The organism is Pseudomonas sp. S2_E01, assembly GCF_054668365.1.
Genome location: NZ_CP162762.1, coordinates 700,931 through 721,373 on the forward strand (window position 1 = coordinate 700,931; position 20,443 = coordinate 721,373).

Consider the following 20,443-nt stretch of genomic DNA (forward strand, 5'->3'; position numbering starts at 1 on the left):
GCAAGCCCGCTCCACAGGTTATCGGGTGTCCTTGAGGTTTGTGATCGACGCCAAACCCTGTGGGTGCCTGACCTTCCCACCGGGGACCCTGTTGAAGTCGATTTGAGGGCTCAATAATCCTGGCGCTTGCGAAACGCCCAGCGCCCGGCAATCACGGTAAACGTCACCACCAGCGCCACCAGGATCCAGAAACCCTCCGGGTCACCGGCCAGCGGCACGCCGCCCACGTTCATGCCGAAGAAACCGGCGATGATGTTGATCGGCAGGGCCAGCACCGTCACCACGGTCAGGGTGAAAAGCGTGCGGTTGCTCTGTTCGTTGAGGTTGGCGGCGATCTCTTCCTGTAACAGCTTGATCCGCTCGCCGAGCGCCGTGAGGTCGTTGATGATCAGCGCAAACTCCTCGGTGGATTTGCGCAACTCCTTCACGTCTTCCTTCTGCAGCCAGGGCGGTGGGCGGTTGAGCAGGCGCAGCAACGAGCCCGGCTCCAGCGCCAGCAACCGTTGCAGGCGCACCAGCACGCGGCGATTGGTGCCCAGTTCCGCGCGATTGGTCGACAGGCGCGAAGACAGCAACTCATCTTCGATCTGATCGACACTCTGGCTGGTCTTGCGCACGATCTGGGTCAGCACTTCGCCCTGGTCTCGCAGCAAGTGCACCAACAGCTCCAGGGGCGAGCGAAAGCGCTCGCCGGCCTTCACCGAGGAACGCAGCTTGTCCACCGAGTGCAACGGTTGCAGGCGTGCGCTGATGATCAGCCGGCTACGCACGCACACCCACAGCGTGGACACGTCGGAGGACACCATGCTGCTGAGGTTGAACACCACGTCGTTGACCACCGCCAGCAGCGCCGAGTCGACATGTTCGATGCGCGTCGAGCGCGAACCTTCATGCAGGGCTTCGAAAAATTCGTCGGGCAATTCCAGATGATTTTTCATCCAGCGCTCGCACGCCGCATGGGCGAGGTTGAGGTGCAGCCAGAGAAATTCGTCGCTGTCCTCGGACTGTTGCAGGCGTTGCAGCGCCATCGCCGAATCGATCTCACGACCACGTTCGCCGGGACGAAAACTGAAACCATAGAGCAGACCGAACAGGTCCGGGTCGCGATGACTTTGGTCGATGCTGTGGTTCATGAAGGCTCGCTGCGAGGAGGGCGCCTGTCGCGGGTTTCACAGGTTCACTTGAGCCGAATCATCGCAAGCCAACATGACGTTTTTGTGACAGTCGGAGGTCGCAAACGATTGCTCTACCGATGGTCGGGTTTTCATCAAGAACCGCTCTAGTACGCCGATTACGCATGGGTTAAGTTGCGCGCCTTTGGCGTGTGGCCGCTGTCGCAGACAGGATGTCCGCACCACTTTCACGTGTCCTCTGGCACGTGCCGATTTCCTGTCATGAGATCTTCCGATGTCTGTGCAAAAGTCCTTGAGAGCGCAAATTCTCGCCCTGCTAAGTGGCAGCCTGTTGGCGATGTTGTTGATCGCGCTGGCGTGCTTTCATTTCCTGTCCAATGGCGTGCAGAGCTACGCAAACCTGATCGAAGGCCCGCTGCACACCTCGCAGTTGATCGATGAGGCCAACCTGCAATTCAAGATCCAGGTCCAGGAATGGAAAAACGTCCTGCTGCGCGGCAAGCAACCGGCGGACCTGGACAAGTACTGGAAGCAGTTCGAAGACCGTCAGCGTGACGTGCAAGGCATCCTCGGCGAACTGGCTGGGCAAAAGGGCATCGAATCGTCACTGAAAACCCGCATTGAGCGCCTGCGTGACGAGCATCGTTTGCTCGGCGCGGCGTATCAGAAGGGCCGTGACGCGTACGTCGCTGCGGGTGGCGATCCTGCGGCGGGTGACGCGGCGGTCAAGGGCGTGGACCGAGCCGCCAGCGAACAGATGAGCGAGCTGGTGGGTGAGTTGCGCAAACTGGGTAATGAGCAGTCGGTGCTGATCAGCGCCAACGCCAATCGCACTGTGTTGCTGGGTATCATTGTGATGCTGGTGTCGGGGCTTTTGATCGGCCTGTTGAGCCTCTGGCTCGTCAACCGCAACCTGGTGGCGCCTATCCAGAAACTGATCGAATACGTGGCGCATTTGAGTCAGGGCAAATTCGCCGATCGGGTGAACAGCACTCGCCAGGATGAACTGGGTAAACTGGCCACGGCGGCCAATACCCTGCGCGATTTCCTCGCTGACACCTTCAGTCGTTTGCAGGTCAGCACCCGGGATCTGGACAGCGCCAGCGGCGAGTTGAAATCAATTGCCGGGCTTATGGCCAGCGGGACCAACGAGCAGTTCAGCCGCACCGACCAGGTGGCGACGGCCATGAACGAGATGTCCGCCACCGCCCAGGAAGTCGCCCGTCATGCCGCCGATGCCGCGCGTGCCGCCGACGATGCCGACCAGTCTGCGCAGCAGGGCGAAAAAGTCATGCAGGGCACGATCCACACCATCACCCGCATGCGTGGTGAAATCGCCAACACGGCGACGGTCATCCGCCAGTTGGAAACCGACAGCGGTCGGATTGGCAAGGTCCTGGAAGTGATTCGCGGCATCGCCGAGCAGACGAACCTGCTGGCGCTCAACGCCGCCATCGAAGCCGCCCGCGCCGGTGAAGCCGGGCGTGGTTTTGCCGTGGTCGCCGATGAAGTGCGCAGCCTCGCGCAACGGACGGCGGCCTCGATCATCGAGATCAATCAGATTATCGAAACCGTGCAGATCGGCGCGGTTGATGCGGCCCACGCCATTGAAAGCGGTCAATCGCGCAGCGAAGAAAGCGTGCAGCAAGTGACCGAAGCCGGGGCCATGCTCGAACGCATCACCCATGCAGTCGAAGCTATCCGCGACATGAACCGTCAGATCGCCACCGCCGCTGAAGAGCAGACTTCGGTGGCCGAAGACATCTCGCGCAACCTCACCGAAATCACCAGCATTGCCAGCACCAACCTGGACAACGTGCAACGCACCGAGGCCGCCAGCCACAACCTGCACGGGTTGTCGGGGCAGCTCAATGATGTGACGGCGCGCTTGAGCGCCTGACCGGGTGGTGGATTTGTAAGCGCGAGCTTGCTCGCGATGGCGGAATGTCAGCCACTATCAAGGGGCCTGTCAGATCGCTATCGCGAGCAAGCTCGCTCCTACAGTGGAGACGTTGGAGTGGTGAGAGCAGGAATCAATTATCCCGCTTGTTTTTCAGGACCTTGCCAGTGGCTGCGTCCAGGTCCACGTCCCACTCCTCGCCATTGGCCTTGCGCAACTCGACTTCGTATTCGTAGCCGTTGAAGTGGTTGTCCAACTCGGTGTCGGTGATGGTGGCACCCGGGTGCAGTTTCAGGACGATCTGGTTAAGTTCCTCCAGCGGCTTGATCTTGCCTTCCTTGACCAGTTGCGGGATCTCGTCGACTCGCACGTCAGCCATGGCAAAACCGGCAGTGAGGGACAGGGTGGCAGCGGTGAACAGGGCAGTCAGGGTTTTCATGGGGGGCATTCCTTGTGTGCTGTTTAAGTGAGATCAGATTAGCGTTGGTAACTTAATCCACCCTTAAAATTCCCTTTCTGCTGACCTCTGTAGGAGCGAGCATGCTCGCGATGGACGTCAACGATGACGCGGGCTGTCTGTTTGCCCGCAGTGTCTGATCTACCATCGCGAGCATGCTCGCTCCTACAGGTTTTGCGTACCCCTGATCAGTAGCCGTTTTTCGTCAACACCTGCCCGACACTTGCCGCTGCAGGGCGTTTGTAGAACTTCAACAACTCGCTCGCCCGGTTGGTGAAGATGCCATCGACACCCGCGTTCATCACCTTCTGGAAATCCACCGCGTCATCCACGGTGTACACGTGCACCAGCAAACCCTGATCGTGGGTGTACTGGTTCATCCATGGTTTCACCAGGTCGGCATAACTCTGATCACCGCCGTGGGTCAGCGCCGCCGATGGGCCGGTGCCGATGGCGCCCTGTGTCTTGGCGTAGTCGATCCATTGCTGGAACTCGGCTTTGCTCCTGGGTTGCTGCTTGGCGTAGTAGGCGGCGTGGTCCTTGTCGCCCGACTCAGCGAACGTCACCTTGGACTGCGGTTCGATATTGCCTTCACCCACCCACAGCAACAGGATTTTCGGCACCTGCGGCATCTCCTTTTCCAGCAGTTCGAGGCTGCTCTTCTCGAACGTCTGCAGCACCACCCGACCCTTGCCCTGGCCGACGGCCAATTCCTTGCGCTTGCCGTTGGACCCGGCCGGAATCAACCAGCCGCGATCCTGGAGTTTTTCCTTGAGGTCACGTTCGATGCCGGGAAACTGCTTGGGCTCCTTGGTCTCGATGTACAGGCCAGGCTTTTGCAGCGGGTTTGCCTGGGCGATGTCGATGATTTCATCGAGGGTGAGGATTTTCAGACCCGCAAAGGAAGGGCGCGCGCGATCCGGGTAAGCCGCGTTGAACCAACTGCCGGCGTCCAGTGTTTTCAGCTCCGCCATGGTGAAGGCGTTGGCGGGGCTGTCCTTGCGGTCGGGGAATTTAGTGGCAACGTCGGTGGTACGTTGCAGGTTGTTGTCGTGAAGGGCGAACAGTACGCCGTCCTTGCTGCGTTGCAGGTCCATCTCCAGATAATCGGCACCCAAGTCGCGGGCGGCTTTGTAGGCGGCAGCGGTGGATTCCGGCGCGTCGTACGAGGCGCCACGGTGAGCGATCACCGCCGGGTGCGGGATGCCCGAATTGGCGGCCAGTGTCGCGGGGGCCGGGCCGCTCGCAGCCTGGGACTGAGTGAAACCGAGCATCAGACTCAGCAGCAGGGCACTCTTGGTAAACGTTGCAGGCATGGTCGAGATCCTTTCGCAGAGGTTTTTAAAGAGGTCTCTTTTAACAACTGAGCGCCACTCGCGCTATCGCGAGACCGACAAAAACGTGTTTAAAAAACAATTTTCCAGCGCATCTTTGCGGTGCTTTGCAGTAATCTTGGCCACGGCAGTCTCCCCGGCAGAGGGAGCGCCCTCCATCTTGCCAGGCGTGTAAACCATCGATCTTTTGTGAGGTTTATATGCGCATCACTTCCCAACTCATCTGCCAGGCCGCCGACCAACTCAAGGGCTTCGTCGGTCTCAACCGCAAGACCGGCCAATACATCGTGCGCTTCAGCGAAGACTCCTTCGGCATGGACGTTGCGGATGACGGCATCATCCCGGCCAGCGAATTCGTCTGGGCTGCGGGGCCGGAAAACGCCATGACCCTCAAGCGCGACCTGATCCAGTTGCTGCTGGACCAGCACATCGATGACCGTATCAACATCACCGAGCCGTTGCGGGTGTACATGAATCGGAGGGAAGTGCCGCAGATTACGGCGGTTCGCAGTTTGGTGCAGGGCTGAGAATTTGCGCTGTGTGGGCGGGCCTCATCGCGGGCAAGCCCGCTCCCACATCAGACTTGTGTGCGACGTAGTACCTATGTGGGAGCGGGCTTGCCCGCGATGAGGCCTAAAAAAAACCACCCATCTAAAGGCCGAACTCATACCCCAACAAGGCAAACTTGCGTGTGACAATCAACTGGGGTTCAACACTGATAACACGCCAGGAACATGTCCAGCGCCGATTCCACCACAGTGCTCTGCATCTCGGGCGAAAGACCTGGCTGACCCATGGAAATCTGCGGCCAGAAGGCAAAGGACTTGAGCAGGCCCTGCACCTGTTGCGCAGCGAACTCCGGCGGCACCGGTTTCAAGCGCCCATCAGCCTGCGCCGCACGAATCCATACGGTGAGGCCTTCTTCGCGCTCGCCCATTCTGGCGACCATGTCCTGAGCGCGCTCCGGAGAATGAATCGTCGCCGCGATGGCCACCCGCGCAAGGTCGAGGAAGTTGTCATCGCCCAGCATCTGCAACTTCGCCATGAGCATCCGTCGCATCTGCTCACGCAAAGGCAGTTCGGGGCGGTAAACCGCTTCCTGTTCAGCCGTCACCCGTGCCCACAACTGATTAAGGATTTCGGCGAACAACGCTTCCTTGCTGGGGAAGTGGTTGTACACCGTGCGCTTCGAGACGCCTGCGGTCGCGGCGATCTTGTCCATGCTGGTGATGTCGAAACCGTTGTCACGGAATTCGGCAATCGCGGCCTGGATGATCGCTTCGCGTTTTCGGTCGGTGATGCGCTGTGGAGCTGTCATAAAGGGCTTCGGTAGAAAATTTAGTAATTACACTGGGTAGTTTACTTGTGAAGATAATTGATGCAACCTAGAAACTACACTGTGCAGTGTAATGTTTCGTTAATCCTGTCCAGTAAAAATAAAGTGTCCGGCTGATGCTTGCGTGCCTTGGCCATTTATCGTTCATCGCAGACGCCGCCAGCGGCGCGGCGTCCTGGAGTCATCCGTCATGGCCAATGCCACAACCGCTAATGAACCCGAGGCTTCCCGTCAGACCGATGGGCTGTTTCGCAACCATGCGCCGGTCAAACGCGAAGGGCTGCGCAAAATGCTGCGCATCCTGTGGAACATGATTTTTCACAAACCGCGCGACACTAAGCCAACCGCTGCGGTGCCGGTGCAACGCCTGACCCATGACGCGCTGATCGCCGCGCCCAACCATAGTGTCTATCGCCTGGGCCATTCCACAGTCCTGCTGAAACTGCAGGACAAATTCTGGATCACCGATCCGGTGTTCGCCGAGCGCGCCTCTCCTGTGCAATGGGCCGGTCCCAAGCGTTTTCACCAGCCACCGATCAGCCTGGCAGAGTTGCCACCGATTGAGGCGGTGATCCTGTCCCACGACCACTACGACCACCTCGATTATCAGGCCGTGCTGGATCTGGCGGACAAGACCAACTACTTCCTCACGCCCCTGGGCGTCGGCGATACGCTGATCAAGTGGGGAATCGAGGCCAGCAAAGTGCGCCAACTGGATTGGTGGCAAAGCACTGAGGTGGCTGGCATCCGATTCGCCGCCACGCCGTCGCAACACTTTTCCGGCCGTGGCCTGTTCGACGGCAACAGCACGCTGTGGGCGTCGTGGGTGATCATCGATGGCGACACGCGCATTTTCTTCAGCGGCGACAGTGGCTACTTTGACGGCTTCAAACGCATCGGCCAGCAGTACGGCCCGTTTGATCTGACGCTGATGGAAACCGGCGCCTATAACGTCGAGTGGCCGCACGTGCACATGCAACCTGAGCAGACCCTGCAAGCACACATCGACCTTAAGGGCCGCTGGCTGCTGCCGATTCACAACGGCACCTTCGATTTGGCGATGCACGCCTGGTACGAACCGTTCGACCGCATCCTGGCCCTGGCCTGGGACCGCAATGTCTCGATCACCACGCCGCAGATGGGCCAGGCGTTCAACGTCATGCATCCGCAGCGGGGCAGTGCCTGGTGGTACGAGGTGGAGCAGCAGGTGTATCAGCAAAGCATTGGCTAATTGGGCTACTGACAGACGCGAAGTTTCATACGAGATCTGGCGACAAGTGATGACGGACATTTCCGGAGGCCTCGGTAGGCTGGAAATGGAGTGGGCTTTCCCTCTCATCAACCGTCATTACTAAGGATCTTTTTTTCATGGACGTTACGTTAAACAGCCGCCTGAAGTGGCTGGTCAGGATCATTCTGCTTTCGCTCGCCAGCTCCGCCAACGCCCAGGCACCGGCATCCGAATCGAGGTTGGAGTTTCTCAGTGTCGATGAACTTTCTCGGCGCATGGAACGCAAGGAAACGACCGCCGCAGCGCTCGTGATGCATCTGCAACAAAGAATTTATGCGCTGGATGAACAGGGCCCGAAGATCAATTCCATCATCGAACTCAACCCCGATGCACTGGACATCGCCTATGCCCTGGATCGGGAGCGTCAGTGGGGCTACGTTAGGGGACCGTTGCATGGCATCCCCGTATTGCTCAAGGACAACATCGACACCTCCGATCAGATGCAGACCAGCGCGGGCTCACCGGCCATGGTGGGCAAACCGGCTCCAAAGGATGCCTACATCGTGCAGCGTCTCAGGGAGGCAGGCGCTGTCATTATCGGCAAAACCAACCTCAGTGAATGGGCGGCTTTCCGCGATCCGACCTTACCTGTTGGCTGGAGTAGCCGGGGTGGCCAAACCAAAAATCCTCATGTGTTAAGCGGTGACGTGTGCGGCTCGAGTTCCGGCTCCGCAGCGGCCACCGCCGCCGGCTTCGCCCCGCTGGCCGTCGGCACCGAAACCGCCGGCTCAATCGTCTGCCCGGCGTCGTTGAATGGCGTGGTCGGCATCAAGCCGACCGTGGGCCTGCTCAGCCGCAGCGGCCTAATCCCCGTCACACACAAACTTGACACGCCTGGCCCGATGGCCCGCACGGTGCGCGAGGCTGCCCAGCTCATGAACGCCATGCGCGGCAGCGACCCAGCCGACCCGGTGCAAAAGCCTCACGGCCAGGATACCGTCGACTACACCGCGCTATTGCGCCCCAATACCCTGGTGGGCAAGCGCATCGGCTACCCCGCCAAATTTGACCAGAGCAGTTTGCCGTTGCTGATAGACCCGCAGTTTTCCCAGGCCCTTGAACTCATGCAGGCAGCGGGGGCGACGTTGATTCCTGTCGACCTGCGTGACCCATTATCAGAGCGGGTCGACGACGCCTTCCACATGGGCATCAAGCGTGAACTGCCGCGCTATCTGGCCACACGGTCCGGTATCCCGGCCAAAACCTTGCAAGACCTCGTCCTGTTCAACGCCGCAAGCCCGCAAGCCCTCAGCCAGGACACACTGATCGCAGCCAACGACGTGGTGTTCGACGAGCAAACCTACAACCACCTCTGGCGCAAGATTCAAAGTCAAAATGCAGCGGCCATCGACCTGCTGTTGATGACCCATAAGCTCGATGCCATGGTCTCGGACGTCGGCTCACCCGCCATGAACGTCGCCCCGTTGGCCGGCTATCCCGGCGTCATGGTGCCCTCCGGCATCGACGAAGACGGCCTCCCGACCTCAGTCTTTTTCTTCGGCCCACGCTGGAGCGATGCTGAACTGATTGCCTTGGCGTACGGCTACGAACAAGTCTCCAACGCCCGCCAGGTCCCAGCGTTCAAACCCTGACCCCTGACCCTGTAGGAGCATGCTCGCTCCTACAGGATCCTCAACTGAACACCACCTCAATCAACCCCTCTTTCCTGGAACGAGGCGCCGACTTGACCACGATCTGAATGTCACGCCCAAGCAGGGAAAGACACTCCATCATCTTGGCTTCACTGATCCCGCGGAACTTGCCGCGCAGCATTTCAGAGAGCTTGGGTTGGGACAGGCCGAGGATCTCGGAAGCTTGAACCTGAGTTAAATGCCGTGCCTTGATGATCTCGCCAATTTTTGCCGCCAATAGGGATTTGACGCGCATTTCACTGGCGTTGGGTGTCGAGAGGTCCTCGTAGACGTTCCCGCTGCTTTGTTCTATTTCAATCATGACCTGATCCTTTCGCGTGACCCTGCGCTGCTAGAAGTCTCTTCTTGATCAGATCGATGTCGCATTGCGCGGTTCTGATACCCGAAGTCGACTTTTTCTGGAAGCAGTGCAAAACATAAATGGCATTGCCAAAACGGGCGGTGTAAACGGCTCGGTAAGTGTTCGTATCGAAGTCCTCGACCACTTCAAGCACACCTCCATTCCCTAACCCTTTCAAGGGCTTCGCGTCTGGGTGTTTCATACCGTTTTGCGCCATATCAAGTGCGTAACCAAAAACGTCTTGTACGTCGGCGGGCATCTGTTTCAGATCTTTTTTGCTGCTACAAATCCACCAGAGTGACTTCCTTGTACTCATGGGAATATACCTATTTAGGAATAATCGTCAATCAATGATTCGGCTCACTCAGCCATCACAAAATCCGCCCGATCTTGCGATTCCACGCCGACACCTTTACGCCCCATCCCACGCCCCGGCGCAAACCCCGGAAAGAACATCAGCCCCTCAGACTCGAACCGATAAGCCAACGCCAACCGATCCGCATCCGCCACCTCACGCCGGGCCTCGAAACGCTCGATCTCGTCGGCCGCAACCCCGGCCTCCCGCGACAATTGCTCCACACTCCACCCCAACATCGCTCGGGCCTGCGCGCAATGGGCGGGGGTGAATTGGAAGAGGGCGATACGTTCCAGGGTGATTTTCATCGCATAAGAGGCCATGGTGTGCTCCGGGCTCGAAAGTGCTGACTCAAAATGTACTGTGTTTTTGTACAGTTGTTTTGAGTCTGGAGCAAATTGATTTTTTGAATACTGCGATTTCGCTATGGTCGACCTGACGGATGGTGCCCCCCTGCACGCTAGCCACCCAACCCCGGCGCCTCCCGAATAATGAAGTGATCCAGGTTCTCGATATTCGCGCTGAACACCCCGAACGTCTGCTCGGGATTCTTCTTGCTCGGCACCTGCTTCAACTCCGGCGTCACGCCATAAAAGAAGCAATACAACTCGGCCTTACTGTCGACTGCATGCTTGATCTCCTCCAGGAACGCCTTGCGCTTGCGGTAGTTCTCGATCAGTTTCTTGCTCAGGTAAACGTTCACCGAATACGGCTTTTTCTTCGCCTCATCCGCCTGCTTGAACCACACCTTCTGCTCGAAATCGATGCGAAAGCTCTGGGTGTAATCCTTGATCTCCTTGATCCGCCCCCAATAAATGAGCCCCTTATTGTCCGTCAGGTACTCGATCTTCTTGAAGAACGAAGCGTAAGGCGCCGTGTGCTCGCCCACCTTCAACGGCGTGCGCTTGAGCAGGTCCTTGTCGGGGAAATTGGAAACAAAACACTCCACCGGATGGGCAAAGACATGGGTCTTGTCTGGCGCAGTCTCGCGGCTGGACTGCCCTGCACCGGGCGCTGAAGACGCGGCCCCTGGCGCCACTTGACCGTCGACCGCTGAAGCGTCCGCGCTCGAGGGTTTACGCACATACTGACGCCGGGTCAGCAACAACTCTGACGGAAAATGCTCCTCCGGCCCGTCATCCATTTGTGCACCATCAACACCGGCTGACGCCTTGAGGCTCACATAAGGACAATCCGCCACATGCCGCGTGCTCGGCGTGTTCTTGAAGTGCGGGGTGCGCACGTAGTTCACATTCCTGGCATTGAACGTGGTCAACACATTCGACGCATCGAACGCCATACGACAGGCGTCGTTGGGGCACTGGAAATCTTCCTTCGCCGAATCGAACGCCACCGTCTCGTCGAAATTGAGATCGCGCACGTCATAGATCGACAGCTTGTCGTCGAGGCTCAGGCAATAGGCGAGATCGAATTTCATGACAGGCTCAGGTCCTTGAGGGGCGTTCGGTGCGAGTTTAGCGCTCCCACTGTTCCAGAAGTATCGATACGAATTTTTCGGCCGCAGGGGAGAGCGACGCGCCGCGTCGGTAAACCAGCCCCAGGGACCGGTTTATCACCGGGTCCACCAGTGGCACGCTTACCAACGTCGGGTGATCCACTGCAGGCATCGCCAGGCTGGGCATGGCCGACACCCCGAGCCCGGCTTCGACCAGGCCCAACGAAGTGGAAAGGTGCTGCACCTCGTAAAACCATTGCGGCCGCCAGCTCAGGCCGGACAGCGCGTGGTCGAGCAGCATGCGGTTGCCGCTGAGGCGGCCGACGCCGATCAGGCGGTAGTCGCTCAATTCCGACCAACTGACGGAGCTGCGCCCGGCCAGTTCGTGGTCGCGGCGACACGCCAGCACAAACGGTTCGTTCACCAGTGGCACGAACTCGATGTCCGGGTGCTGCCCGCTCATCATATTGATGCCGAAATCCGCCTCACCCCGCAGGACCGCCTCCAGCCCTTCATTGGCACTGAGGTCAAGCAGTCGGATACGGATTTTCGGGTACCGCTCGTTGTACAGGCGAATCACCGAGGGCAAAAAGTAGAAGGCTGCCGTGGGGATGCACGCCAGGGTCACGCGGCCGACCTGGCGCTCGGCCAATTCGCGGATATTGAGTATCGAGTCGTCGAAATCGTCCAGCAGGCGACGTGCCTTGGGCAGAAAATCACGACCCACGCTCGTCAGGCTGACCTTGCGCGTGGTGCGATCGAGCAGCGCAATGCCCAGGCCGTCCTCGAGCTTCTTCATGCGCCGGCTCATGGCCGGCTGGGACAAGTGCAGTGCCTCGGCCGCTTCGTGAAAGCTTCCAAGTTCGGCGATTTTCACGAACGATCGAATATCGTTCAGCTCATAATCCATGGTTTAAGCCCCTGTTTCCGAGTGGCCGAGGTCTGACGGGCATCGGTTTGATTGATTCGCTAAGTGGAATAATAACGCAAATCTTTGCATTGGAATCATTTCTGAGCTCCTGTCACTCTTGTTCACAGAGCATCAATTGCCCCTATTGATTAACAAGAGTCTGATTTCATGCAACGAATTCCTTGTGTGCTTATGCGTGGCGGTACCTCCAAGGGGCCCGTATTTCTTGCGTGGGATTTGCCTGTTTCGATTCCCGAACGCGACGAGTTGCTGCTCAACCTGATGGGTTCCGGTCACGAACTGGAAATCGACGGCATCGGCGGCGGTAGTCCGCAAACCAGCAAGGTGGCGATCGTCAGCCCATCGCTGCACCCTGATGCCGACGTCGACTACCTGTTCGTGCAGGTGATGGTTGCCCAGCGCCGGGTCGACACAGCACCCAACTGCGGCAACATGCTGTGCGCCGTGGGCCCCTTTGCTATCGAGCAGGGTCTGGTCAAGGCGTCCAAGGCCCAGACGCTGGTGCGCATTCGCAACCTCAACACCGGCACCTTCGTGAACTCCGAGGTGCAGACCCCAGGTGGCAACGTCAGCTATGAAGGCGACACCGCCATCGACGGTGTACCGGGTACGGCGGCGCCGGTTCAACTGACCTTTCTCGATGCGGCGGGCAGCAAGACCGGCAAACTGTTCCCCACCGGCAACACCCAGGACGTGATCGACGGTGTGCCGATGACGTGCATCGACATGGCCATGCCGATGATGATCATCGAAGCTGGCCAGTTGGGTAAGCGCGGTGACGAAAGCCCTGCGGAACTCGACGCCGACAAGCCGTTCCTGCAGCGCCTGGAAACCCTGCGCCTGCAGGCCGGCCTGGCCATGGGCCTGGGTGACGTCAGCGACAAAGTCATTCCCAAGCCGGTGCTGGTTTCCCCTGCCAAGGCCGGTGGCACCGTTCAGGTCCGTTATTTCATGCCCCACAACTGTCACCGCGCCCTGGCGATCACCGGCTCTATCGGCCTGGCGACCGCGTGCGTGTCACCGGGCAGTGTGGTTGCGCAACTGCTCGGCGGGGTGAGTGAACCGCGCTTGAGGCAAGTGCGTATCGAGCACCCAAGTGGTGGGATAGATGTCGTATTGTCCTACACCGGTGATAAAGGTGAGACCATCCGCGCCTCGGTCGTACGCACGGCGCGCCGGTTGTTCTCAGGTTTCGTTTACGCGACGGCTTCTCAACGACTCGCCGGATGATGTCCTCCTAGTTATCGCCGTTTCCGCATCAGCACAATTCTAAAAAATGGGTGATGCCATGAAAGTTGTAAAGTCGCTGTATTTCCAGATTCTCTGCGCTGTCATCCTGGGCGTGCTCGTTGGCCATTTCTGGTCGCAGCAGGCGGTCGCCCTCAAACCGCTGGGCGACGCGTTCATCAAGTTGATCAAGATGATGATCGCCCCCGTAGTGTTCTGCACCATCGTCACCGGCATCGCCGGCATGAGCGACAAGCGCTCGCTCGGCCGACTGCTGAGCAAGACCATGTTGCTGTTCCTGGGCCTGACCGTAATCAGCCTGATCATCGGCCTGGTGTCGGTGTATCTGTTCAAGCCCGGCGTGGGCATGAACATCGACCCGACTCAGTTGAGCACCAAGGGCCTGTCGCAGTACACCGATTCGGCGGCGAAGCTGGGCGTGGTGGAGTTTTTCATGCACATCATCCCGGACACCTTCATTGGCGCCTTCAACAAGGGTGAAGTGCTGCCCGTGCTGTTCATTGCCGTGCTCAGCGGTTTTGCCCTTTCGGCGATCGGCGAGCGTGGCAAGCCGGTGCTCAATGTGCTGGAGTCCGCTTCGCACATGGTGTTCAAGATCTTCTCCTACCTGATGCGATTCGCCCCGGTGGGTGCATTTGGCGCACTGGCGTTCACTGTGGGCCAATACGGGATCACCTCGCTGGGCTCGCTGGCCAAGCTGATCATGACCTTGTACATCGCCTGCGCGTTTTTCGTCATCGTGGTGCTGGGCAGCATTTGCCGGGCCAACGGCTTCAGCCTGTGGAAGCTGTTGCGCTACTTCCGGGAAGAATTCCTGGTGGTGCTGGGCACCTCGTCGACTGAACCGGTCATGCCGCGCATGCTGGAAAAACTCGAAGCCCTGGGCTGCAAAAAAGGCGTGGTCGGCCTGGTCCTGCCAACGGGTTACTCGTTCAACCTCGATGGCACGGCGATCTACCTGTCGCTGGCGGCGGTGTTCATCGCCCAAGCCTGCAACATCGAACTGACCCTGACGCAAACCGTGACCATGCTGGCGATCATGCTGCTGTCCTCCAAGGGCGCCGCCGGTGTCACCGGTTCCGGTTTCGTCGCGTTGGCGTCCACCCTGACGGTCATCCACGACATTCCCCTGGCTGGCCTGGCGTTGTTGATCGGCATCGATCGCTTCATGTCCGAAGCCCGCGCACTGACCAGCCTTGCCAGTAACGCCGTCGCCACTGTGGTGATCTCGATCTCGGAAAACGCCTGCGAACGCCAGAGGCTGATGCGCACTCTCGACGGCAATCCGCCGCCTGTGGTGGCGCCGGCTGCGGACGTGACCTGGGACAACGCCAAGGTCACGTCACACAGCTAACCGCGCAAGGCATCCTGCAACACCCATAAAGAACCTTTGCATTCACCTGCGCCGGGCACCGTTGATCGGATCGCCCGGCCGCATAGGGGCCGTGCGCCTGCGCGTCGGCCACGCTCATCATAAGAACAAGAGATCTGACTATGCTCGCTTTCCTTGGTTTGGCCATGGTGGTGGTCTTCACCTTCCTGATTATGACTAAACGCTTGTCGCCGATTGTCGCGCTGACGGTGGTGCCCATCTTCTTCGCAGTGATCGGCGGGTTTGGTGGCACCACCGGCAAGATGATGCTCGACGGCTTGAAAATGGTGGCTCCGTCGGCCGCGCTGCTGCTGTTTGCGATCCTGTTTTTTGGCCTGATGATCGACGCCGGGCTGTTCGACCCGCTGATTCGCAAGATCCTCAAGCGCGTCAACGGCGACCCGATGAAAATCGCCGTGGGCACCGCCCTGTTGTCGCTGGTTGTGGCACTGGACGGCGACGGCACCACCACATACATGATCACGTGCGCGGCTATGCTGCCGCTGTACAAGCGTATCGGCATGAACCCGATGATCCTGGCCACCATTGCCATGTTGTCCTTGAGCATCATGAGCGGCATGACCCCGTGGGGCGGGCCGGCCACTCGGGCAATCGCCGCGCTGGGGCTGGATGCCGGCGAGTACTTCGTGCCGTTGCTGCCCACCATGATCGGTGGCGCAGCCTGGGTAGTGTTCACCGCGTTCCTGCTGGGCCGTCGCGAGCGTAAGCGCATCGGCAATATCCAGCTGCAGAGCGGCGGTGGGGACTGCTACATCAAGGCCATCCTTGAGGACACGCCGCACAAACGACCGAAGCTGGCCTACGTCAACCTGCTGCTGGTGTGCGCGGTCATGGTGGCGCTGGTGATGGGCATCATGCACTCGGCGATTCTGTTCCTGATTGGTTTCGTGCTGGCGCTGATGATCAACTACCCGCAACTGGACATTCAGAAAGAGCGCATCCTGGCGCACTCCGGCAACGCCATGACCGTGGTGCTGCTGGTGTTTGCCGCCGGCATCTTTGCCGGGATCTTCTCGGGCACCAAGATGGTCGATTCCCTGGCGCAAACCCTGGTTGACTGGATCCCGCCGTCCTGGGGACACCTGTTCCCGTTGGTGGTGGCAATCACCAGCATGCCGCTGACCTTCGTGCTGTCCAACGACGCCTACTACTTCGGGGTTGTGCCGATTCTGGCAAACGCCGCCGCTGCGTATGGCATCGACCCGGTGGAAATCGCCCGCGCCTCGATTCTCGGCCAGCCCGTGCACCTGATGAGCCCGCTCGTGGCGTCGACGTTGCTGCTGGTGGGCATGGTCGATCGCGACATCGGCGACTTCCAGAAAGCCACCGTCAAATGGGCCGTGCTGACCTCACTGGTCATCACGGCGCTGGCCCTGCTGACCGGGGCCATCAGCCTGTTCTCCTGATTCACCCACACATTTTTTGATCATTGCTGACGCCCCTGGTGATGGGGCGTGCGCTCACTTGCACCCTGAATAACAACAAAGAGAAACGAAACATGCGCACTTCATTGACTCGCGGGGCTGTTCTTCCACTACTGGCAATGCTGCCGTTGGCCAATGCCAACGCCGAAGGTTTCATTGACGACAGCAAGCTCAAGTTGCAATTGCGCAACGTGTACTTCAATGAAAACTTCCGGGATGAACATGGCATGAGCGCCCGGGCGGCCCGCACTGCCAAAAGCGAGCGGACCGAGTGGGCCCAGGGCTTTTTGCTGGATTACCAATCGGGTTTCACCGCCGGGACCCTGGGGTTTGGTGCGGATGCCCTGGGCCTGGTCGGCTTCAAGCTCGACTCCGGGCGTGGGCGCAGCGGCACTGGCTTGATGCCCGTGCATGACGACGGACGCGCGGCCGATGAGTTCGCCAGCCTGGGCATGACCGCCAAGGCTCGACTGGCCAACACCACGGTCAAATACGGCACCTTGCTGCCCAAGACCCCCGTGCTGATTTACAACGATGCGCGCCTGTTGCCGCAAACCTACCAGGGCACCCAGGTCACCAGCACCGACATTGACAACCTGACCCTCACGGGCGGTCACCTGGATCGCTTCAAGCTGCGTGACTCCACCGACAGCATGCCGATAGTTCCGGACGGTTACAGCGGCGATAAATCCGGTGACTTCAACTACGCCGGTGCCGACTACAAACTGGGGAAAAACATCCGGTTGAGTTACTTCTACGGTGAGCTGGAAAACTTCTACCGGCAGAACTTCGCCGGTATTCAGCACGATCTGCCTCTGGGCAGCGGCGTGCTGACCAGCGACCTGCGTTACTTCAACAGCGTCGACACCGGCTCGGCCTATGCCGGCAAAATCGACAACTCCATGTGGAGCGGGCAACTGTCGTACGCCATTTCCGGGCACACCTTCGGTGGTGGCTACCAGGCGCTCAGCGGTGATGCGGGCTTGCCTTACATCAGCGGCGCCACAGTCTACTCGTTCAGCAACGTCGGCATCGGCAAGTTCATCGAGGAAGACGAGAAGACCTGGATGCTCAGTTATGGCTACAACTTCGCCACCCTGGGCGTGCCTGGCCTGACGTTTTCGACGCGCTACCTGAGTGGCAACGACGGCAAGTCCAACACCACCGTCAAAGAGTGGGAGCGTGACGCCGAAATCGCCTACGTGGTGCAGCAAGGCACCTTCAAGGGCCTGGGCGTGAGGCTGCGCAACTACGTTTACCGCTCCGACTTCTCGCGCGGGCGAGACAGCAACCGGATTTACTTCACCTACGACATCGCACTCTGGTAGGTCCATCGCAGCGGCGTGCCCCCGCACGCCGCTCTCCCTTGGCAGGCTTGAGGAGCAAGGAGTTGAGCGTTGTCTTTCAAAAATAAAATACTGTGGCTGACCCTGTTGCCCGTGCTGTTGTTTGCCAGTGTGGCGGGTCTGACCGTACGAGCGAACCTGTTGGCAAGCGCCGAGCAGGACATCGCCAACACCCGCGAGCGCCTGCTGCAAGAGAGCCGCGATCGTCTCAAGGACTACGCCAGTATCGCCCGTACGGCCGTGGCCGACCTTTATGATCGCGCCGAGTCCGGCGACCAGGCGGGCAGGGCGCAGGCCATCGCCCGGCTGTCGCGCATCAAATACGGTGACGAAGGATACTTCATCGGCTACGACAGCCAGGTGGTGCGCCTCTTTCGCGGCGACAGCAGCGAAGGCGTGGGCACCAACATGAGTGATCGCAAGGACAAGAACGGCGTTTACCTGAACCGCGAAATGGTGGCCGCGGCCAAAAACCAGACCCACTACGTCAATTATTCCGGTGCGCTGGTCAACACCGATACCGTGGTGCCCAAGCTCGCCTACAGCTTTTACCTGCCCAAGTGGGACCTGATCGTGGTCACGGCCATCAACCTGGACAACATCGACGGCCAGGTGGCCCGCGTGCGTGAGGACATCCAGTCGCGGGTGCAAAGCCTGCTGATCGGCGTCGCCGTCACTGCGCTGTTGCTGCTCGCCGCGTTTGGCGCCTTGGCGGTCTGGCTGATCAACACCAGCCTGCGTCCTTTGACATTGATCCGCAGCCATCTGGATGAAATCGCCGCCGGCGAGGGTGACTTGACCCGGCGTCTGCCGGCCACCGGTACCGATGAGTTCGGGCAATTGGCAGGATCGTTCAACGCCTTCGTCGAGAAGATTCATGGGCTGGTCAGCCAGATCGTCGCGATGTCGGGGGAACTGAGCAACGCCGTCGGACATGTCGCCCAACAAAGCAAACTCATCGATCAGGCCATGGAGCAGCAACGCCAGGAAACCGATCAGGTCGCCGCCGCCATCAACCAGATGTCGTCGGCGGCGCAGGAAGTGGCCTCCAGCGCTCAAAGCGCTTCCACGGCCGCCGCCGACACCGACCAACAGGCACAAAGCGCCCGACACGTGGTCAATGCCAGCATCGCTCGCCTGCAAGCACTGACCGTGGAGTTATCCGACGGTGGCACGTCGCTGGAAGGTTTGCGCAGCGATGTGGCAAGCATCGTCTCGGTGCTCGACGTGATCCGCTCGATTGCCGAGCAGACCAACCTGCTGGCGCTCAACGCCGCCATCGAAGCGGCGCGGGCCGGCGATGCCGGCCGCGGATTTGCGGTGGTCGCCGACGAGGTCCGTGCCCTGGCCAGCCGCACCCAGCTCAGCACCCAGGAAATTCAGGCCATGATCGAACGCCTCAATCGGGCGACCGCCAGCGTGGTCAATGCCATGAACCACTCCAGCGAAGCCGGGATGAGCGCCAGTCATCAGGCGGGGGAGGCAGGTCAATCCCTCGACAACGCGGTTGAGCTCATCGCGACCATCAACGCCATGAACGCCCACATCGCCAGTGCGGCCGAGGAACAGACCGCCGTGGCGGAAGAGATCAACCGCAGCGTGCACGGCATGGCGCACACCATCGAACGGGTCGCCGAGCAGACGCAGGGCGGCGTCAAAACCACCCACGAACTGCACACGATTGGCAGCCGCCTGGAAAGTCTGCTCGGGCAGTTCAAGATTTGAGACCATGGCCGCAGCTCCCGGGAAGCCATACGCGCCCGGGATGATTCTCTCGACGGAAGGTGAGCCTTGGAACTGCGACAGCTGCGTTATTTCGTAAAGATCGTTGAACTCAAAAGCCTGGGGCGCGCTGCACTCGAGCTGGACGTCGGCGTGTCGGCGCTGAGCCAACAGATCGGCAAGCTGGAAAGCGAACTCAACACGCGCCTGTTGATCCGCAGCAGTGTCGGGGTGACGCCGACGAACGCCGGCATCGCGTTCCTGCACCATGCCCAACTGACCCTCCGCCAGGCGGGGTACGCGATGCAAGCCGCCCAGCGTGGGCGCATGAGCGGTTACGTCAGCGTCGGGTTGCCGCCGACGACGGCCACCGTGCTGGCGCTGCCCTTGATCAAGGCCATGCGCGAGCGTTACCCGGACATTCAACTGCACCTGGTGGAAATGCTTTCCGGGCACCTGGCCACACAACTGGCTGCCCGCCAGCTGGACGTGGCCATCCTGTTCCAGGTGGACGCGACCCGGCGCTGGACCATCACGCCGCTGCTCGACGAAAAACTCTTTGTGATCTGCACCCCGGATCTGGCCGGTGCGCCGCAAGGGGCGAGCGTGCAGATGGCCGACTTGGGGCATCTGCCGCTGGTCCTGCCCAGCTTGCAGCATGGCCTGCGCGCCGCATTGATGAGCGCCTTCGAGCGCTCGGGGGTCGAACCGCGCGTCGTCATGGAAGTCGACGGCCTGGCAGTGCTCATGGACACCGTGCGCGCCGGTCTCGCCGCCACCATCCAACCCGGCGCGGCCGCCTCGCACTCGGGCGAGTGCGGGCTGTCGATGGTGCAGATTGCCGACCCGCATGTGGGCCGTCGCAATATCCTGACCACCTTGCCCGACGATGAACTGTCACCCGCCGCACTGGCTGCACGGGTGGTGATGATCGAGGTGGCGCGTGAACTGGTGGCCCAGGGGCGCTGGCCCGGCGCCAGCCTCTTGGAGGGCAGCACCGTCGCGAGCTGAGCTGCCCGGCCTTTAGCAAAACTGAACACCCCCCACCCGTGGGCGCCTTTCGAGCCTGGGCTGGCTGACTTATCGTCCGCCCATTCGTGGGGAGGCAATGTTCAACGCTCCTCG

19 protein-coding genes and 1 pseudogene are annotated in these 20,443 nt (G+C 60.0%); 11 read left to right on the forward strand and 9 right to left on the reverse strand.

Features of this window, described 5'->3' with window-relative positions:
• Positions 1 to 110 precede the first annotated feature (110 nt).
• A complete protein-coding gene (locus AB4O36_RS03295) occupies positions 111 to 1,133 on the reverse strand; it encodes a transporter (RefSeq protein WP_460141044.1) in 1,023 nt (340 codons plus the stop codon).
• A 274-nt stretch (positions 1,134 to 1,407) separates the two neighbouring features.
• On the opposite strand from AB4O36_RS03295, the gene AB4O36_RS03300 reads away from it, so the two are divergent.
• The gene (locus AB4O36_RS03300; RefSeq protein WP_460141045.1) at positions 1,408 to 3,033 is read left to right on the forward strand and encodes a methyl-accepting chemotaxis protein; all 1,626 of its coding nucleotides are present in this window, start codon (positions 1,408 to 1,410) and stop codon (positions 3,031 to 3,033) included.
• Positions 3,034 to 3,166: 133 nt separating this feature from the next.
• On the opposite strand, the gene AB4O36_RS03305 is transcribed toward AB4O36_RS03300, so the two are convergent.
• Together AB4O36_RS03305 and AB4O36_RS03310 are read right to left on the reverse strand one after the other, a co-directional pair.
• Complete coding sequence (locus tag AB4O36_RS03305) at positions 3,167 to 3,472, reverse strand: PepSY domain-containing protein (RefSeq protein ID WP_460141046.1); 306 nt, start codon at positions 3,470 to 3,472, stop codon at positions 3,167 to 3,169.
• 206 nt (positions 3,473 to 3,678) lie between these two features.
• The gene (locus AB4O36_RS03310) at positions 3,679 to 4,806 is read right to left on the reverse strand and encodes a glycerophosphodiester phosphodiesterase (RefSeq protein WP_460141047.1); all 1,128 of its coding nucleotides are present in this window, start codon (positions 4,804 to 4,806) and stop codon (positions 3,679 to 3,681) included.
• A 218-nt stretch (positions 4,807 to 5,024) separates the two neighbouring features.
• Between AB4O36_RS03310 and AB4O36_RS03315 the strand changes: the two genes are divergently transcribed.
• Entirely contained in the window at positions 5,025 to 5,351 is a 327-nt protein-coding gene (locus AB4O36_RS03315) for a DUF2025 family protein (RefSeq protein WP_460121664.1), read from the forward strand.
• Between the two features lie 182 nt (positions 5,352 to 5,533).
• Here the strand turns inward: AB4O36_RS03315 and AB4O36_RS03320 are convergent, their stop codons facing one another.
• Complete coding sequence (locus AB4O36_RS03320; protein ID WP_460141048.1) at positions 5,534 to 6,142, reverse strand: TetR/AcrR family transcriptional regulator; 609 nt, start codon at positions 6,140 to 6,142, stop codon at positions 5,534 to 5,536.
• Positions 6,143 to 6,350: 208 nt separating this feature from the next.
• Between AB4O36_RS03320 and AB4O36_RS03325 the strand changes: the two genes are divergently transcribed.
• Together AB4O36_RS03325 and AB4O36_RS03330 are read left to right on the forward strand one after the other, a co-directional pair.
• Entirely contained in the window at positions 6,351 to 7,391 is a 1,041-nt protein-coding gene (locus AB4O36_RS03325; RefSeq protein WP_460121666.1) for an MBL fold metallo-hydrolase, read from the forward strand.
• Positions 7,392 to 7,528: 137 nt separating this feature from the next.
• On the forward strand, positions 7,529 to 9,043 hold the full coding sequence (locus AB4O36_RS03330; RefSeq protein ID WP_460141049.1) for an amidase family protein: 1,515 nt from the start codon (positions 7,529 to 7,531) through the stop codon (positions 9,041 to 9,043).
• Positions 9,044 to 9,083: 40 nt separating this feature from the next.
• Here AB4O36_RS03330 and AB4O36_RS03335 read toward each other — a convergent pair whose 3' ends face one another.
• From AB4O36_RS03335 to AB4O36_RS03355, 5 genes are all read right to left on the reverse strand, one after another.
• A complete protein-coding gene (locus AB4O36_RS03335; protein ID WP_460121669.1) occupies positions 9,084 to 9,404 on the reverse strand; it encodes a helix-turn-helix domain-containing protein in 321 nt (106 codons plus the stop codon).
• A complete protein-coding gene (locus AB4O36_RS03340; protein WP_460141050.1) occupies positions 9,397 to 9,759 on the reverse strand; it encodes a type II toxin-antitoxin system RelE/ParE family toxin in 363 nt (120 codons plus the stop codon). Before AB4O36_RS03340 ends, AB4O36_RS03335 begins: the two co-directional genes overlap by 8 nt.
• A 44-nt stretch (positions 9,760 to 9,803) precedes the next feature.
• A complete protein-coding gene (locus AB4O36_RS03345; RefSeq protein ID WP_460121673.1) occupies positions 9,804 to 10,121 on the reverse strand; it encodes an XRE family transcriptional regulator in 318 nt (105 codons plus the stop codon).
• A 137-nt stretch (positions 10,122 to 10,258) separates the two neighbouring features.
• Complete coding sequence (locus AB4O36_RS03350; protein ID WP_460141051.1) at positions 10,259 to 11,236, reverse strand: hypothetical protein; 978 nt, start codon at positions 11,234 to 11,236, stop codon at positions 10,259 to 10,261.
• A 37-nt stretch (positions 11,237 to 11,273) separates the two neighbouring features.
• Complete coding sequence (locus AB4O36_RS03355; protein WP_460121676.1) at positions 11,274 to 12,164, reverse strand: LysR family transcriptional regulator; 891 nt, start codon at positions 12,162 to 12,164, stop codon at positions 11,274 to 11,276.
• A 168-nt stretch (positions 12,165 to 12,332) separates the two neighbouring features.
• On the opposite strand from AB4O36_RS03355, the gene AB4O36_RS03360 reads away from it, so the two are divergent.
• From AB4O36_RS03360 to AB4O36_RS03390, 7 genes and pseudogenes are all read left to right on the forward strand, one after another.
• On the forward strand, positions 12,333 to 13,415 hold the full coding sequence (locus AB4O36_RS03360) for a 4-oxalomesaconate tautomerase (RefSeq protein ID WP_460121678.1): 1,083 nt from the start codon (positions 12,333 to 12,335) through the stop codon (positions 13,413 to 13,415).
• Positions 13,416 to 13,461: 46 nt separating this feature from the next.
• Positions 13,462 to 14,787 (forward strand): dicarboxylate/amino acid:cation symporter, encoded by a 1,326-nt coding sequence (locus AB4O36_RS03365; protein WP_460141052.1) that lies wholly within the window; start codon positions 13,462 to 13,464, stop codon positions 14,785 to 14,787.
• 119 nt (positions 14,788 to 14,906) lie between these two features.
• Positions 14,907 to 16,232, forward strand: coding sequence for a CitMHS family transporter (locus AB4O36_RS03370; RefSeq protein ID WP_460142104.1), 1,326 nt, complete (start codon positions 14,907 to 14,909; stop codon positions 16,230 to 16,232).
• A 92-nt stretch (positions 16,233 to 16,324) separates the two neighbouring features.
• Complete coding sequence (locus tag AB4O36_RS03375) at positions 16,325 to 17,578, forward strand: OprD family porin (RefSeq protein WP_460141053.1); 1,254 nt, start codon at positions 16,325 to 16,327, stop codon at positions 17,576 to 17,578.
• Between the two features lie 129 nt (positions 17,579 to 17,707).
• Positions 17,708 to 18,463, forward strand: a pseudogene (locus tag AB4O36_RS03380) (cache domain-containing protein); the annotation flags it as partial.
• 102 nt (positions 18,464 to 18,565) lie between these two features.
• The gene (locus AB4O36_RS03385; RefSeq protein WP_460126570.1) at positions 18,566 to 19,321 is read left to right on the forward strand and encodes a methyl-accepting chemotaxis protein; all 756 of its coding nucleotides are present in this window, start codon (positions 18,566 to 18,568) and stop codon (positions 19,319 to 19,321) included.
• A 66-nt stretch (positions 19,322 to 19,387) separates the two neighbouring features.
• Positions 19,388 to 20,329: a LysR family transcriptional regulator gene (locus tag AB4O36_RS03390; protein ID WP_460141054.1), complete on the forward strand. Its 942-nt coding sequence runs from the start codon at positions 19,388 to 19,390 to the stop codon at positions 20,327 to 20,329.
• Positions 20,330 to 20,443: the final 114 nt, after the last annotated feature.